The organism is Desertihabitans brevis (genome assembly GCF_003327535.1).
In the GTDB taxonomy this organism is placed as follows: domain Bacteria; phylum Actinomycetota; class Actinomycetes; order Propionibacteriales; family Propionibacteriaceae; genus Desertihabitans; species Desertihabitans brevis.
The window spans coordinates 50217-65463 of record NZ_QOUI01000002.1 but is presented as its reverse complement, the minus strand read 5'-3'; the positions used below and the strand labels follow the sequence as shown (position 1 = coordinate 65463).

Genomic DNA, 15247 nt, shown 5'->3' with positions numbered 1-15247 from the left:
CGAGGGCCCGGACGGCTCAGCCGGCGGCGACGCCGATCGCCGCGCTGGGCGCCCGGTCGGAGTCGGCCGCGGTAGGACGCCGCAGCGAGAGCATGAGGTTCGTGGCGGCCACCATGGTCAGGCAGAGCCCGAGCATGTGGACCATCACCAGCGGTACCGGCACCCCGGTGAAGTACTGCACGTAGCCGACCACGCCCTGGCCGAGCTCGACGAGGACCAGCAGCAGCACCGCCCGCGAACGCGTGACGACCAGCGTGGCGACCGTGGTCGCCACCAGCACCCAGACGCTCCCGGCGTGCAGCTTGGTGACCAGCTCGATGTCGAAGCCGGTGCGGGGGGCGTCCGCGTCGCCGGCGTGCGGGCCGCTGCCGGTCACCACGGTGCCCACCCAGCTCGCCACCCAGGCCAGTACGAAGGTCGCCCGGCCCAGCCAGACGCCGAGCGCCGGCACCGGGCGCCGCGGCGCCCGCCAGACGATGCGCACCAGCCAGGTGGACAGGCAGATCAGCAGCACCGACAGCAGCAGGTGCAGGGCCACCACGAACGGGTTGAGCCCGCTGAGCACGGTCAGCCCGCCGATCACGCCCTGGAAGGGGATGCCGAACGCGATCCCGACCGCGAGCAGCCGCACCCGGTGCCCGCGGGGGCCGTCCGGACGCCGGTCGTCGGCCCACGCGTGCGCCAGTGCGGCGGCCACCGTGCCGAGGGCGATGAGGATGAGCACGAAGGTCAGCAGCCGGTTGCCGAACTCGATGACCCCGTGGTGGCCCATCTCCGGCGTGGTGACGTAGGAGTCCTCGGTGCACCGCGGCCAGGTCGGGCAGCCCAGACCGGAACCGGTCAGCCGGACCAGCGCCCCGGTCAGCACGATGACGACGTTGGCCACCAGCAGGGCCGTCGACCAGCCCCGCAGCGAGCGCTCCGAGCCCAGCGCGGCGATCAGGCGGTCCATCGGAAGCTCCTCCTCGCGATCAGCAGGCCGAGCAGCGTCCACACCAGCAGCACGACCAGGTGGCTGGCGTCGACGACACCGGCCGAGGCGTTGCGCAGCGACTCCCCGAGCGCCGCGGTCGGCAGCGCCGGGACCACCGCACCCCAGACGCCCGGGTAGTTCTCCGGGCCCAGCACCAGCGCACCGGTGGCGGCCAGCAGCAGGTACACCAGGTTCGCCACGGCCAGCGTCACCTCCGCCCGCAGGGCACCGGCCAGCGCCAGCCCCCAGGCGGCGAAGCAGACCACCGCCAGCGCGACCGCGGCCACCCCCGCCAGCCAGGGCAGCGGCTCCCCGGCGGGACGCCAGCCCAGGGCGAGGGCAGCGACGCCCAGCACCAGCAGCTGGGCCAGCACCACCCACAGCAGGGCGACCGCCTTGCCGAGCACCAGCCCGGAGCGGCCGAGCGGCGTGCTCGCCAACCGCTCCAGGACGCCGTAGCGCCGTTCGAACCCGGTGGCGATCGCGGTGGACGTGAACGCGCTCGACCACACCGCCAGGGCGAGCACCGACGGCGCCAGCCCCTGCAGCCCGCCGAACCGGGCCGTCAGGTCGGCCGGGGCGACCCGGGCCAGCAGCAGCACCCCCAGCGGCACCACCAGGGCGAGCAGCAGCTGCTCGCCGTTGCGGACCAGCAGCAGGAACTCGGTGCGGGCCTGACGCAGCACCCGGCTGGGAGCGGCGGCCGCGCCGGGGGCGGGGGAGAGGTCGAGGGTCGGGGCGCTCACGGGCGGATCCTGGAGGTGGTGTGGTCGAGGAAGACCTGCTCGAGGCTGCGGCCGTCGGCGGCCAGCTCCTCGACGGTGCCGCTGACCCGCACCCGTCCGGCGTCGATGATGTGCACCCGGTCGGCCAGCTCGGCGGCCTCGTCCATGGCGTGGGTGGTGATGAGCACCGTGGTGCCGGCCGCGCGCAGCTCGCGCAGCAGCGCCCACACCGCACGGCGGGTGTGCGGGTCCATGCCGGCGGTGGGCTCGTCCAGGAAGACCAGCTCGGGACGTCCGACCAGGGCCCCGGCGAGGTTGACCGCCTGCTTCTGCCCCCCGCTCAGCCGCCGGTACGGGGTGCGGGCCAGCTCGTGCAGCCCGAGCCGCTCGGCCAAGGCGTCCACCGGCAGCGGCGAGGCGTGCAGCCCGGCGAGGTGGCGCAGCATCTCCAGCGGCCGGATCCCCGACCACGCGCCGCTGTCCTGCGGCATCACCCCGACCCGGCCGCCGGCCAGCGCCCGGCCGACCGCCTGCCCGCCGATCCGCACCGTGCCGGCGTCCGGCTCGAGCACCCCGGTGCAGCAGCGGATGAAGGTGGTCTTGCCCGCGCCGTTGGGGCCCAGCAGCGCGGTGGTCCGGCCCCGCTCGGCCGCGAGCGTCAGCCCGTCCAGCACCGTCCGTCCACCCAGCGCGAGCCGGAGGTCGACCGCCTCCAGGGCGGTCGGGGAGGACGCAGAGGGCACCGCAGGAGTGTAGTCCAGGACGCCCCACCCAGCGGGACGCGAGCGGGCCTCCCCCTTGACCTCGGCGGCGTCCTCCGCTGTGGTGGAGACGTCCCCTCCGCGGTCCTGCACGGCAGCGGCCGCGATCCCGGGACCGACCACCCCCATGTCGCACCCCCACCCCCAGGAGACGACAGCATGTGCGAGCACCACCCCACCCTGCCCGCGAGCACCCCCCGGCTCGGCCGCCGCGCCGTGCTGCGGGGTCTCGGCCTGACCGGCCTCGGCCTCGCCACCGCCGGCGGGCTGGCCCAGGTGACGGCCACCCGCGCCGCCGCGGCCGAGGTGTCGCAGAACGGCTGGCCGGCCGCGCCGGACCTGCCGTTGAGCACCCTCACCGTCGACGGCGTCGGCTTCCCGCCCGGCATCGCCCGGGGCGCCCCGCACGTCATCCTCGGCTGGGTCGCCCGCCAGCTCGCCGAGCGGGTCGAGGCGCCGGTCGACCCCGGGTGCTGGGGCTTCTCCTACCGCCCGGTGACCGGCGGCACCGCGCTGTCCAACCACGCCTCGGGCACCGCCATCGACTACAACGCCCCGCAGCACCCGATCGGCGCCTCCGGCACCTTCACCACCGCCCAGGTCGCCGAGATCCACGCCATCGTGGCCTCCTGCGACGGCGTGGTCCGGTGGGGCGGCGACTACAGCGGCCGCAAGGACGAGATGCACTTCGAGCTCAACCGGCCCCCGGGCGCGGCGGTGGACGCCGTCGCGGCCAAGCTCGCCGGCGGCACGCCGCCGCGCCCGACCATCCGCGAGGGCAGCCAGGGCGCCGCGGTGCGCGACGCGCAGACCCTGCTCAACGCCAAGGGCGGCTACGGCCTGGTGGTGGACGGCATCTTCGGGCCGGCCACCACCGCCGCGGTGCGGGACTTCCAGGCCGCCTCGGGGCTGGCGGTCGACGGCATCGTCGGCCCGGCCACCTGGGCCGCGCTGGAGGCCTGAGCCGATGCCGACCCGCGTACCGCCGGCCGTACGCGCCGTCCGTCTCCTGCTCGCCGCCAGCGCGTCCGCCGCGGTGGCCACCGGGCTGCTGCTCGCCCCCGCCCCTGAGGCCTCGGCGATCCCGCCGGCGGACTTCCTGGCCGCCTACGCCGACGACGCCCAGGCGGGGGAGCGCGAGCACGGCGTGCCCACCTCGGTGGCGTTGGCCCAGGCCGCGCTCGAGTCGGGCTGGGGCGAGTCCTCCCTGACCCGGGACGGCAACGCCTTCTTCGGCATCAAGTGCGGCGCCGACAACGGTCCCTACGCCACCGGCTGCGTGACCAAGGAGACCACCGAGTGCGACGCCAGCGGCTGCCACCCGGTGACCGCGCAGTTCCGCGCCTACGCCAGCCACGCCGACTCCTTCCGCGACCACGGCGACTTCCTGCGCAGCCGGGCCCGCTACGCGCCGGCGTTCGCGCACACCGACGACCCGGACCAGTTCGTGCGCGAGATCCACGCCGCCGGCTACGCCACCGACCCCGACTACTCCGACAAGATCATCGGGCTGATGCAGCGCCACGACCTGTACCGCTACGACCTCGGCGGCGGGGAGGGGACGCCGGCCCGCCCGACGATCTCCGAGGGCGACCGGGGCGCTGCGGTGAGCGAGGCCCAGACGCTGCTCAACGCGAAGGGCGGCTACGGTCTGGTCGTGGACGGCATCTTCGGCCCGGCCACCACCGCGGCCGTCCGCGACCTGCAGACCCGGCACGGGCTGCAGGTGGACGGCATCATCGGTCCGAACACCTGGTCGGTGCTCGCCGGCTGATCGCTGCCGGGGTCTCGGTGGGAACTGAGGGACCCCTTATTTGAGTGCGCCCGCCATTAAGAGCATGCTGGCGTTGTGAAAAGTTCCCAGAGCGCCACCACCGGCGTCCGAGGGAACCGCACGACCCAGGTGCTGGGCACTGCGGACTCCGACGCCTCCACCCGCCAGCGGGTGCTGAGCTCCATCCTGGAGCACGGCCCGTCGACCGCGGCGGCCCTGGCCGACCGGCTGGGCCTGACCCCGGCGGCGATCCGGCGCCACCTCGACGTGCTCGGAGAGCACGCCCTGGTGGAGTCGCGTGAGCAGCGGGTGTACGGCTCGCGCGGGCGGGGACGCCCCGCCCGGGTCTTCGCGCTCACCGACACCGGGCGCGCCGACTTCTACACCGCCTACGACGACCTGGCCATCGAGGTCCTGGAATACCTGTCCGATACCGGTGGTTCCGATGCTGTACGGAGATTCGCCGAACGCCGGATGGCCCAGGCCGAGGAGCGCTTCCGCACCGCCGTGGCCGAGACCGAGGCCGAGACGCCCACCGTGGCGCTGGCCGAGGCGCTCAGCACCGAGGGGTACGTGGCCTCCACCCGCCCGGCGATGGCGGGGGAGCAGCTGTGCCAGCACCACTGCCCGGTGGCCCACGTCGCCGAGCGGTTCCCCGAGCTCTGCGAGGTGGAGACCGAGGCCTTCGCCCGGGTGCTCGGGGTGCACGTGCAACGGCTGGCCACCATCGCCCACGGCGACGGGGTGTGCACAACGCACGTCCCCGACGTCAGCCAGCTGACCGGCCCGGCTCGTCCCGGCGGGCCCGACCGGACCGAGAACGACGCGAACAGAGAGGCGTGAGGATGACCCAGACCAGTGCCCAGACCGGAGCCACCGCTCCGACGCAGGAGGAGCACATCGACGCCCTCTCGCGCTACCAGTGGGGGTGGCACGACAGCGACACCGCCGGCGCGAGCGCCCAGCGCGGCCTGAACCCCGACGTGGTGCGCCACATCTCGGGGGCCAAGGCCGAGCCGCAGTGGATGCTCGACCTGCGGCTCAAGGCGTTGAAGATGTTCGACCGCAAGCCGATGCCCACCTGGGGCGCCGAGCTCGACGACATCGACTTCGACAACATCAAGTACTTCGTGCGCTCCACCGAGAAGCAGGCCCAGAGCTGGGAGGACCTGCCCGAGGAGATCCGCAACACCTACGACAAGCTCGGCATCCCCGAGGCGGAGAAGGCCCGGCTGGTCGCCGGCGTCGCCGCCCAGTACGAGTCGGAGGTGGTCTACCACCAGATCAACGAGGAGCTCGAGCGCCAGGGCGTGCTCTTCCTCGACACCGACACCGCGCTGCGCGAGCACCCCGAGCTGTTCCAGGAGTACTTCGGCACCGTGATCCCGGTCGGGGACAACAAGTTCTCCGCCCTCAACTCCGCGGTCTGGTCCGGCGGCTCGTTCATCTACGTGCCGAAGGGCGTGCACGTGGAGATCCCGCTGCAGGCCTACTTCCGGATCAACACCGAGAACATGGGCCAGTTCGAGCGCACGCTGATCATCGTCGACGAGGGCGCCTACGTGCACTACGTCGAGGGCTGCACCGCGCCGATCTACAGCTCGGACTCGCTGCACTCGGCCGTGGTCGAGATCGTGGTGAAGAAGGGCGGGCGCTGCCGCTACACGACCATCCAGAACTGGTCGAACAACGTGTACAACCTGGTCACCAAGCGCGCCACCTGCGAGGAGGGCGCCACCATGGAGTGGGTCGACGGCAACATCGGCTCGAAGGTGACCATGAAGTACCCGGCCGTCTACCTGATGGGTCCGCACGCCAAGGGCGAGACGCTGTCCGTCGCCTTCGCCGGCGAGGGTCAGCACCAGGACGCCGGCTCCAAGATGGTCCACTGCGCGCCGTACACCAGCTCCTCGATCATCTCCAAGTCGGTGGCCCGCGGCGGCGGCCGGGCCTCCTACCGGGGCCTGGTGCAGGTGCAGGAGGGCGCGTCCCACTCGGCCTCCGTGGTCAAGTGCGACGCCCTGCTGGTGGACCAGATCTCCCGCTCCGACACCTACCCCTACGTCGACGTCCGCGAGGACGACGTCTCGATGGCCCACGAGGCCACCGTGTCGAAGGTGAGCGACGACCAGCTCTTCTACCTGATGAGCCGGGGCATGGAGGAGGACGAGGCGATGGCGATGATCGTCCGCGGCTTCGTCGAGCCCATCGCCAAGGAGCTCCCGATGGAGTACGCGCTGGAGCTCAACCGGCTGATCGAGCTGCAGATGGAGGGCGCGGTCGGCTGACCCGCCCCGGTCGGCGGGTCCACCCGGACCCGCCGACCCCCGACCACAGCGCCCGAACCCGACCACAGCGCCCGGAGCCTGTCGAAGGGCGACGAACCCGCCACCGTACGAAGGACGAGTGTGACCACGACCGACACCAGCACCGACCGCCGCCCCGACGGCACGGACCCCGAGCGGGGCGTCGCCGACATCGGTCCCGGCGCGACCGCCGACAGCCCGCCCGCCGGTGAGCCCGGCGGCGCGGTGGCCGGCGCGATCGAGACCTCCACCACGGTGGCCAGCCACCTGCACCCCGGCGGCTCCTTCGAGGTGGACGACCACCCGGTGCCCACCGGGCGGGAGGAGGTGTGGCGGTTCACCCCGGTGAAGCGGCTGCGTCCGATGTTCGAGCCGGTGCCGACCGACGACCTCGCCGTCGAGCACGAGGTGAGCGTCCCCCACGGCGTCGTCCAGGGCGTCCTCGCCCCGGGCCAGGCACCGCGCGGCACCGTTCTGGTGCCGGCCGACCGGCCCGCCGCGATCGCCTCCGCCCAGGCGGGGGAGGCGCTGCACCTGCAGGTGCCGGCCGAGCACGTCGCCACCGAGCCGATCCGGATCACCGTCACCGGCCGCGGTGCGGACCGCCGGTCCAACGCCCACTACGTGGTGGAGGCCGGGGCGCACTCCGAGGCCACCGTGGTGCTGCACCACCAGGGCAGCGCCCAGCACAACGCCAACCTCGAGGTCGTCGTCGGCGACGGCGCGCGGCTCACGGTGATCAGCGTCCAGGACTGGGACGCCGACGCCCTGCACACCGGCCAGCACGAGGCCCGGGTCGGCCGCGACGCCAGCTACCAGCACATCGCGGTCTCCTTCGGCGGGGACGTGGTCCGGCTGCAGTCCAACGTCAGCTACGCCGGCCCCGGTGGGCGCGCGGAGCTGCTCGGGCTGTACTTCGTCGACGGCGGGCAGCACATCGAGCACCGGCTGTTCGTCGACCACAACACCCCGAAGTCGGAGTCCAACGTGGACTACCGCGGCGCCCTGCAGGGCGCCGGCGCGCACGCGGTCTGGATCGGCGACGTGCTGATCCGCAAGGCCGCCGAGGGCATCGACACCTACGAGTCGAACCGGAACCTGGTGCTCACCGACGGCTGCCGGGCCGACTCGGTGCCCAACCTCGAGATCGAGACCGGTGAGATCGCCGGTGCCGGGCACGCCTCCACCACGGGACGTTTCGACGACGAGCAGCTGTTCTACCTACGCAGCCGCGGCATCGACGAGACCGAGGCCCGCCGGCTCGTGGTGCACGGCTTCTTCGCCGACATCATCCGCCGGATCGGCGTCGACGAGGTGGAGGAGCTGCTGCTGGCGGCCGTCGAGCGCGAGCTCGAGATCACCGTCGGCGTCCCCGCCGCCCCCACCGCCTGAACCACCCGCGAACCTAGGAGCACGCAACCATGGCAACCCTGGAGATCAAGGACCTGCACGTCCAGGTCGAGACCGAGTCAGGCCCCAAGCCGATCCTCAACGGCGTCGACCTCACCATCCGCAGCGGCGAGACCCACGCCATCATGGGCCCCAACGGCTCGGGCAAGTCCACCCTGGCCTACTCGATCGCCGGCCACCCCAAGTACCAGGTCACCTCCGGCTCGGTCAGCCTCGACGGGGAGGACCTGCTCGAGATGACCGTCGACGAGCGCGCCCGCGCCGGGCTGTTCCTGGCCATGCAGTACCCGGTCGAGGTGCCCGGCGTCTCGGTGGCGAACTTCCTGCGCACCGCCAAGACCGCGATCGACGGCGAGGCGCCGAAGATCCGCACCTGGGTCAAGGACGTCACCACCGCGATGGAGAAGATGCAGCTGGACTCCTCCTTCGTGCAGCGCTCGGTGAACGAGGGCTTCTCCGGCGGTGAGAAGAAGCGGGCCGAGATCGCCCAGCTGGAGCTGCTCAACCCGAAGTTCGCCGTCCTGGACGAGACCGACTCCGGCCTCGACATCGACGCCCTCCGGGTGGTCTCCGACGGCGTCAACCGGTTCACCGGCCAGGGCGACCGCGGCGTGCTGCTGATCACCCACTACACGCGGATCCTGCGCTACATCAAGCCCGACTTCGTGCACGTGTTCGTGCGCGGCAAGGTCGCCGAGCAGGGTGGCCCGGAGCTGGCCGAGCGGCTGGAGGCCGAGGGCTACGACCGCTACCTGCGCGAGTCCGCCGGCGCCTGAGCGCACCACGGAGCGAGCCCGTCGGCGGGCTCGGCCACCACGAGCGAGGAGAGGAGCAGGACATGACGACGACACCGACCCGGCCGGCCGAAGCGCCGACGCAGGACACCACGGCGGAGGCGGGCTACGACGTGGCGGCGGTCCGCCAGCAGTTCCCGATCCTGGCCCGCACGGTGGCCGGTCACCCGCTGCGCTACCTGGACTCGGCCAACACCTCGCAGAAGCCCGAGCGGGTGATCGAGGCGGTCGCAACGCACTACCGCGAGCACAACGCCAACGTGGCCCGGGCCATGCACCAGCTGGGCGCGGAGGCCACCGAGGCCTACGAGGGCGGACGTTCCCGGATCGCCCGGTTCATCGGGGCGACGCGCGCGGAGGAGGTCGTCTTCACCAAGAACGCCTCCGAGGCGCTCAACCTCGCTGCGCACACGCTCGGGGCCGGTCTGCGCGAGGGGGACGAGGTGGTGGTCTCGGTCGCCGAGCACCACTCCAACATCGTGCCCTGGCAGCTGGCCTGCGAGCGCACCGGCGCCACCCTGCGCTGGTTCGACATCACCGAGGACGGCCGGCTCGACCTGGCGGCAGCCGAGCGCGACGGGCTGATCAACGAGCGCACCAAGGTCGTCTCGGTGGCCTGGGTGTCCAACGTGCTGGGCACGGTGCACCCGGTCCGCAAGATCGCGGACTGGGCGCACAGCGTGGGGGCGGTGATGGTGGTCGACGGCTGCCAGGGCGTCCCGCAGCTGCCCACCCGGGTCGCCGACCTCGGGGCCGACCTGCTGGCCTTCACCGGCCACAAGATGGTGGGCCCCACCGGGGTCGGGGTGCTCTGGGGCCGCTACGACCTGCTCGCCTCGCTGCCGCCGTTCCTGGGTGGCGGGGAGATGATCGAGGTGGTCCGGATGACCGGCTCGACCTACGCGCCGCCGCCGGCCCGCTTCGAGGCCGGGACGCCGCCGATCGCCGAGGCCGCGGTGCTCGGGGTGGCCGCGGACTGGCTGGACGAGCTGGGGATGGAGCAGGTCGCCGCGCACGAGCAGGCGATCACCCGCTACGCGCTGGAGGGGCTGCAGAGCATCAACGGCCTGCGCGTCCTCGGCCCGACCGAGGCCGTCGACCGCGGCGGGGCGATCAGCTTCACCGTCGGCGACGTCCACCCCCACGACATGGCCCAGCTGCTGGACAGCCGGGGGATCGCGGTCCGCGGCGGGCACCACTGCGCGCGACCGCTGCACGAGCGGCTCGGCGTGCAGTCCAGCACCAGGGCCTCCTTCTACCTCTACACCACCCAGGAGGAGGTCGACGCCCTCGTCGAGGGCGTGGCCCACACCGTCCGGTTCTTCGGAGGCACGCCATGACCAGCGCCGTGGAGGAGATGTACCAGGAGATCATCCTGGACCACTACCGGGCCAAGCACCACAGCGGGCTGCGCGAGCCGTTCGCCGCCGAGGTGCACCACGTCAACCCCAGCTGCGGCGACGAGGTGACCCTGCGCGTCCACCTCGACGGCGACACCGTCACCGACGTCTCCTACGACGGCGTCGGCTGCTCGATCTCCCAGGCCTCGACCTCGGTGATGACCGACCTGGTCATCGGCAAGGACGTGGACTCCGGGCTCGCGCTGCACGAGGAGTTCCTCACCCTGATGCAGGGCAAGGGCCAGGTGGAGCCGGACGAGGAGCGCCTCGAGGACGGCATCGCCTTCGCCGGCGTCGCCCGGTTCCCGGCCCGGGTGAAGTGTGCTCTGCTGGGGTGGTCGGCGTTCAAGGACGCGGTGCTGCAAGCCGGAGCCGGAGACCGACGCCCAGAGGAGGGCTGAGATGAGTGAGACGCAGATGAGCCAGCAGGACACCACCGCCGAGGAGACCCGTCCCTCGGACCTGGTCCGCGACACCCTGCCCGACACGGTCGACCCGGCCGCCGGGTCGGCCCCGAGCACGCGGGCCAGCCTGGAGGACCTGACCGAGGCGATGAAGGACGTCGTCGACCCCGAGCTCGGCATCAACGTGGTCGACCTCGGGCTGGTCTACGGGATCCACCTCGACGACGACGGCTCGGCCTCGATCGACATGACGCTGACCAGCGCGGCCTGCCCGCTCACCGACGTGATCGAGGACCAGACCCAGACCGCGCTGGAGGGCCTGGTCACCCGGGCGGCGATCAACTGGGTGTGGATGCCGCCGTGGAGCATGGACAAGATCACCGAGGACGGCCGCGAGCAGCTGCGCGCCTTCGGCTACAACGTCTGAGGTCCGACGCGCGCGACGCCCCACCCGGCTCCCGGGTGGGGCGTCGTGCGACCGGGCGGGCTCAGACCGTGCACCAGGCGGGCGCGGGGCCCTCGTTGGCGACGTAGCGCGCCGCGACCCAGCCCTGCGCCCCGGCGAGCTTGTACCAGCGGTCGTTCCCGGCGACCGGCTGGCTCGGCAGCCGGCACTGCAGCGAGACCCGCTGCCCGGCCCGCAGCACCCCCAGCGACTGCTCGCCGGTGTGCGGTCCACGCCGGACGGTCAGCGCGGTGCTGGTCCGCCCGGAGCGGGCGGCCTGGTTGCCGGCGCACCGGGGGACGGTGCCGTCCACGGCGACCCAGCGGGCCGAGACCCACTCGTTGAGCGTGGGCGGCAGCGCGTACCACCGGGTGTTCCCGTCGACGGCGGTGCCGTCCACCCAGCAGCTGATCGGGATCCGGCGGCCCTGCGGCTGGTGGCCCTCGACCGGGCTGGACACGGCGGGGGCGTGGCGTACCACGACGCCGCCGTTGGCCGTCACCCGTCCCTCGTCGGCGAGCGGGGCGGCCGTGGCGGCCAGCGGCACGGTGCTGGCCGCGAGCGCGGTGGCGAGCGCCCCGACGGCGGCGAGGACGCGGTGTGCGGTGGACATGTCGTCTCCCTTCCGGGGCCCGCCTCTCGGGCCTCGTGACCGCACTACGCCGGGCCGGCGTGCACGCGTTGCGCGCCCCGGCTGAGAGCTCGCCAAGATCTTCCGGCGGGCCCACGCCCGCGGAACGGAGTTGAACGCGTCCGGAGGAGCGAGGATCATGGGCGTGTTTGCCTGCCACCCTGCTGAAGAAGGTCTTCCCCGTCATGCTCGTCGCCCGTGACCTCGAGGTCCGCGCTGGTGCCCGCCTCCTGCTGGAGGGGGCGTCCTTCCAGGTCGCCGCGGGGGACAAGATCGGCCTGGTCGGGCGCAACGGCGCCGGCAAGACCACGCTGACCAAGATCCTCGCCGGGGAGGGTCAGCCGGTGGCGGGCACCGTCACCCCGGGCGGCCAGGTCGGCTACCTGCCGCAGGACCCGCGCACCGGCGACCTCGAGGTGCTGGCCCGCGACCGCATCCTGTCCGCCCGCGGGCTGGACGCCGCACTGCGCCGGATGCGCGCCGCCGAGGAGCAGATGGGCTCACTCGAGGAGGACGTGCGCGAGCAGGCGATGGCCCGCTACGCCCGGGCCGAGGCCGAGCTGCAGGCCGGCGGCGGCTACGCCGCGGAGGCTGAGGCGTCCCGGATCGCGAGCAACCTGGGCCTGCCCGAGCGGGTGCTCGACCAGCAGCTGCGCACCCTGTCCGGTGGCCAGCGCCGACGGATCGAGCTGGCGAGGATCCTCTTCTCCGGCTCCGACACGCTGCTGCTGGACGAGCCGACCAACCACCTCGACGCCGACTCGGTGCTGTGGCTGCGCGGGTTCCTGCAGACCTACCCGGGCGGGCTGGTGGTGATCAGCCACGACACCGGGCTGCTGGAGGCCTGTGTCACCAAGGTGTTCCACCTCGACGCCAACCGGGCCGCGCTCGACATCTACGCGATGGGCTGGAAGCGCTACCTGCAGCAGCGCGAGACCGACGAGAAGCGACGCAAGCGGGAGCGGCAGAACGCCGAGCGCAAGGCCGACCAGCTGCTCACCCAGGCCGCCAAGATGGGAGCCAAGGCCACCAAGGCCGTCGCCGCGCAGAACATGGCGCGCCGCGCCGAGCGGCTGCTCGCCGGGATCGAGGGCGAGCGGGTGCAGGACAAGGTGGCCAAGATCCGCTTCCCCGAGCCCGCACCGTGCGGGCGCACCCCGCTCACCGCGGTCGACCTGTCCAAGACCTACGGCTCGACCGAGATCTTCACCGGGGTCGACCTGGCCATCGACCGCGGCTCCCAGGTCGTCGTGCTGGGGCTCAACGGCGCCGGCAAGACCACCCTGCTGCGGATCCTCGCCGGGCTGGAGACCACCGACACCGGTGAGGTGCGGCCGGGCCACGGGCTGCGGCTGGGCTACTACGCCCAGGAGCACGAGACCCTCGACACCAGCCGCAGCGTGCTGGAGAACATGGTCTCGGCCTCGCCCGACCTCAACGACACCGAGGTGCGCAAGGTGCTCGGCTCGTTCCTCTTCACCGGCGACGACGTCGACAAGCCGGCCGGGGTGCTGTCGGGTGGGGAGAAGACCCGGCTCAGCCTCGCCATGCTGGTGGTCTCGGCCGCCAACGTGCTGCTGCTGGACGAGCCCACCAACAACCTCGACCCGGCCTCGCGGACCGAGGTGCTGGAGGCCATCCGCAGCTACGCCGGCGCGGTGGTGCTGGTCACCCACGACGAGGGCGCGGTCGAGGCGCTCGACCCCGACCGGGTGCTGGTGCTGCCCGACGGCACCGAGGACCTCTGGAGCCCCGAGTACGCCGACCTCGTCGCGCTGGCCTGACCGCCCTTCCTGGCGCCGGTCTGCTGCGTCATAGTGGTGCCGATCACGTGATCGACACCAGGAGGTAGGCATGGCCATCCCGCGAGGAGCACGGATCACCGGGGACCAGCGCGCCACCATGGCCCGCGAGCTCGGTGAGCGCTATGCCGCCGGTGAGAGCATCCGCGCTCTCGCCGACAGCACCGGGCGCAGCTACGGGTTCGTGCAGGCGCTGATCCGGGAGAGCGGGGTGAGCGTCCGCTCCCGCGGTGGGGCCGTGGCGCGCCCGGCCGGCTCGACCCGGCGCTCGCCGGCCCGCTCCACCGGATCGGGCACCGGCCGCGCGGGCGGCCGCCGCGGAGCGGGCCGCACCCCGAACACCGCGGCCGAGCGGACGCCGGCCCGCACCAGCACCCGCGAGGTGGTCACCGACTCCGGCGACGCCGAGGTGCCCACCCGGATCACCCCGCCCGCCACGTCCGAGGACACCGGGCCGGTCGCCCCCGCCTACAGCGACGCCCGCGGCTCGGAGAAGCCGGCCGACGCCACGCCCGCCCGCCCGGACAGCGCCGCCGAGGAGCGCCGGGGGCGGTCGAAGGACGCCAAGGCCAAGAGCGGCAAGAAGGACGGCAAGGGCAAGGACAAGGGCAAGAAGAAGGACGGCGGCAAGGACGACGCCAAGAAGGACAAGGGCAAGAAGAAGGGCGACAAGAAGCCCAAGAAGGGCAAGTGACCCGCTCCAGGGACGACGCGGCCGCCGCCAGCAGGTGCTGACGGCGGCCGGGTCGGTCGAGGATCAGGACTGGCGTGCGTTGACCTCGTAGGAGGTGTTGGTCGCCTCGAAGAAGTTGACCAGCTGCAGCGTGTCGTTGGCCGTGGCCATCCACTTCGCCGGGTTGGCGTCACCGAAGTGCGCCCCGAAGCCGAGCTCCTCCAGCCGGCGGTCGGCCAGGTAGCGGACGTAGCTGTTGATGTACTCCGCGTTCATCCCGAGGATGCCGTTGGGCAGCAGGTCGCGGTTGTAGCGCTCCTCCATGGCCACCGCGTCGATGATCATCTGGCGGATCTCCTCGGCGAACTCCTCCGTGGCGATCTCGGGGTTCTCGTCCAGCACGGTGAGGATCAGGTTGATCCCGAACTTCAGGTGCAGGCTCTCGTCGCGGACGATCCAGTCGATCAGCGAGCCGAAGTTGCGCAGCAGGTTCCGCTGCCGGAACGACAGCGCGACCATGAAGCCGCTGTAGAACCAGATCCCCTCGAGGATGACGTTGTAGGCCACCAGGTTGCGGATGAACTCCTGCTTGCCGTGGACGGTGGTGATGTCCAGGGTCTGCTCGGTCATCCGGCGGATGAAGTGGACCTCGAACTCCTCCTTGGCCGCCATCGACGGCACGTCGACGTGGGAGCTGTAGGCCGCCTCGCGGTCGATCGGGAACGTCTCGAGGACGTACTCGAACGACATGCAGTGGTTGGCCTCCTCCCACATCTGCTTGGCCAGGTAGAGGTGGCACTCGGCGGTGTTGACGTAGGGGTACACCCCGAACGCCAGCGCCTTGTTGACCAGCAGCTCGCTGGGGTTGAAGTAGCTCATCAGGAAGGTGAGGGCGTGCCGCTCCTCGGCCGTCATCCGGTTGAAGTCGGCCAGGTCCTCCCCGAGCTGGATCTCGTTGGGGAACCAGGTGTTGGCCACCGCCTGGTCGTAGAGGTCCTGGGCCCACTGGTAGCGGACCGGCTTGAGCAGCAGGCCCTCGCTGATGCCGGCTCCGAGGATGCCGCGCGAGGCCGAGCCGCCGTCGGAGACCGGGGCGGTGCTGGCGGTCTGGTCGCTGATGCTCATCGGGATGCTCCAGTCGTCTCGGAG

General features: G+C 72.5%; 16 protein-coding genes. 11 read left to right on the top strand and 5 right to left on the bottom strand.

Annotated elements, in window-relative coordinates; translation table 11 throughout:
* Positions 1-16: 16 nt before the first annotated feature.
* Genes DT076_RS03700 through DT076_RS03690 form a run of 3 tightly spaced genes read right to left on the bottom strand, consistent with a single transcriptional unit; the run spans position 17 to position 2459 of the window.
* Positions 17-952 carry a COX15/CtaA family protein gene (locus DT076_RS03700; protein WP_114125321.1) on the bottom strand — a complete coding sequence of 312 codons (936 nt, stop codon included), beginning with the start codon at positions 950-952 and terminating at the stop codon, positions 17-19.
* Positions 940-1719: an ABC transporter permease gene (locus DT076_RS03695; RefSeq protein ID WP_114125320.1), complete on the bottom strand. Its 780-nt coding sequence runs from the start codon at positions 1717-1719 to the stop codon at positions 940-942. Before DT076_RS03695 ends, DT076_RS03700 begins: the two co-directional genes overlap by 13 nt.
* Entirely contained in the window at positions 1716-2459 is a 744-nt protein-coding gene (locus DT076_RS03690) for an ABC transporter ATP-binding protein (protein ID WP_407642705.1), read from the bottom strand. Before DT076_RS03690 ends, DT076_RS03695 begins: the two co-directional genes overlap by 4 nt.
* A 159-nt stretch (positions 2460-2618) precedes the next feature.
* Here DT076_RS03690 and DT076_RS03685 point away from each other — a divergent pair, with 159 nt between their 5' ends.
* The 9 genes from DT076_RS03685 (at position 2619) to DT076_RS03645 (ending at position 10974) form a co-directional block, all read left to right on the top strand.
* Positions 2619-3422, top strand: a complete 804-nt coding sequence (locus DT076_RS03685; protein ID WP_114125319.1) for a peptidoglycan-binding protein — start codon at positions 2619-2621, stop codon at positions 3420-3422.
* Positions 3423-3426: 4 nt separating this feature from the next.
* Entirely contained in the window at positions 3427-4233 is an 807-nt protein-coding gene (locus DT076_RS03680; RefSeq protein WP_114125318.1) for a glucosaminidase domain-containing protein, read from the top strand.
* Between the two features lie 75 nt (positions 4234-4308).
* Positions 4309-5076, top strand: coding sequence for a helix-turn-helix transcriptional regulator (locus DT076_RS03675; protein ID WP_114125317.1), 768 nt, complete (start codon positions 4309-4311; stop codon positions 5074-5076).
* 2 nt (positions 5077-5078) lie between these two features.
* Positions 5079-6521 carry a Fe-S cluster assembly protein SufB gene (gene sufB, locus DT076_RS03670; RefSeq protein WP_114125316.1) on the top strand — a complete coding sequence of 481 codons (1443 nt, stop codon included), beginning with the start codon at positions 5079-5081 and terminating at the stop codon, positions 6519-6521.
* Between the two features lie 120 nt (positions 6522-6641).
* Positions 6642-7931 (top strand): Fe-S cluster assembly protein SufD, encoded by a 1290-nt coding sequence (gene sufD / locus DT076_RS03665; protein ID WP_325048351.1) that lies wholly within the window; start codon positions 6642-6644, stop codon positions 7929-7931.
* 29 nt (positions 7932-7960) lie between these two features.
* Positions 7961-8725: a Fe-S cluster assembly ATPase SufC gene (gene sufC / locus DT076_RS03660; protein ID WP_114125315.1), complete on the top strand. Its 765-nt coding sequence runs from the start codon at positions 7961-7963 to the stop codon at positions 8723-8725.
* Positions 8726-8787: 62 nt separating this feature from the next.
* Positions 8788-10083 carry a cysteine desulfurase gene (locus DT076_RS03655; RefSeq protein ID WP_114125314.1) on the top strand — a complete coding sequence of 432 codons (1296 nt, stop codon included), beginning with the start codon at positions 8788-8790 and terminating at the stop codon, positions 10081-10083.
* Entirely contained in the window at positions 10080-10544 is a 465-nt protein-coding gene (gene sufU, locus DT076_RS03650; RefSeq protein ID WP_114125313.1) for a Fe-S cluster assembly sulfur transfer protein SufU, read from the top strand. The genes DT076_RS03655 and sufU overlap by 4 nt, the downstream gene beginning before the upstream one ends.
* A gap of 1 nt (position 10545) precedes the next feature.
* On the top strand, positions 10546-10974 hold the full coding sequence (locus DT076_RS03645) for a metal-sulfur cluster assembly factor (RefSeq protein ID WP_267896800.1): 429 nt from the start codon (positions 10546-10548) through the stop codon (positions 10972-10974).
* A 61-nt stretch (positions 10975-11035) separates the two neighbouring features.
* Here DT076_RS03645 and DT076_RS03640 read toward each other — a convergent pair whose 3' ends face one another.
* Positions 11036-11605 (bottom strand): SH3 domain-containing protein, encoded by a 570-nt coding sequence (locus DT076_RS03640; RefSeq protein WP_114125312.1) that lies wholly within the window; start codon positions 11603-11605, stop codon positions 11036-11038.
* A gap of 203 nt (positions 11606-11808) precedes the next feature.
* On the opposite strand from DT076_RS03640, the gene DT076_RS03635 reads away from it, so the two are divergent.
* Both DT076_RS03635 and DT076_RS19810 read left to right on the top strand, forming a co-directional pair.
* Positions 11809-13407, top strand: coding sequence for an ABC-F family ATP-binding cassette domain-containing protein (locus DT076_RS03635; protein WP_114125624.1), 1599 nt, complete (start codon positions 11809-11811; stop codon positions 13405-13407).
* A 70-nt stretch (positions 13408-13477) separates the two neighbouring features.
* Complete coding sequence (locus DT076_RS19810; RefSeq protein ID WP_233493618.1) at positions 13478-14119, top strand: helix-turn-helix domain-containing protein; 642 nt, start codon at positions 13478-13480, stop codon at positions 14117-14119.
* 63 nt (positions 14120-14182) lie between these two features.
* On the opposite strand, the gene DT076_RS03625 is transcribed toward DT076_RS19810, so the two are convergent.
* Entirely contained in the window at positions 14183-15223 is a 1041-nt protein-coding gene (locus tag DT076_RS03625; protein WP_114125311.1) for a ribonucleotide-diphosphate reductase subunit beta, read from the bottom strand.
* Positions 15224-15247: the final 24 nt, after the last annotated feature.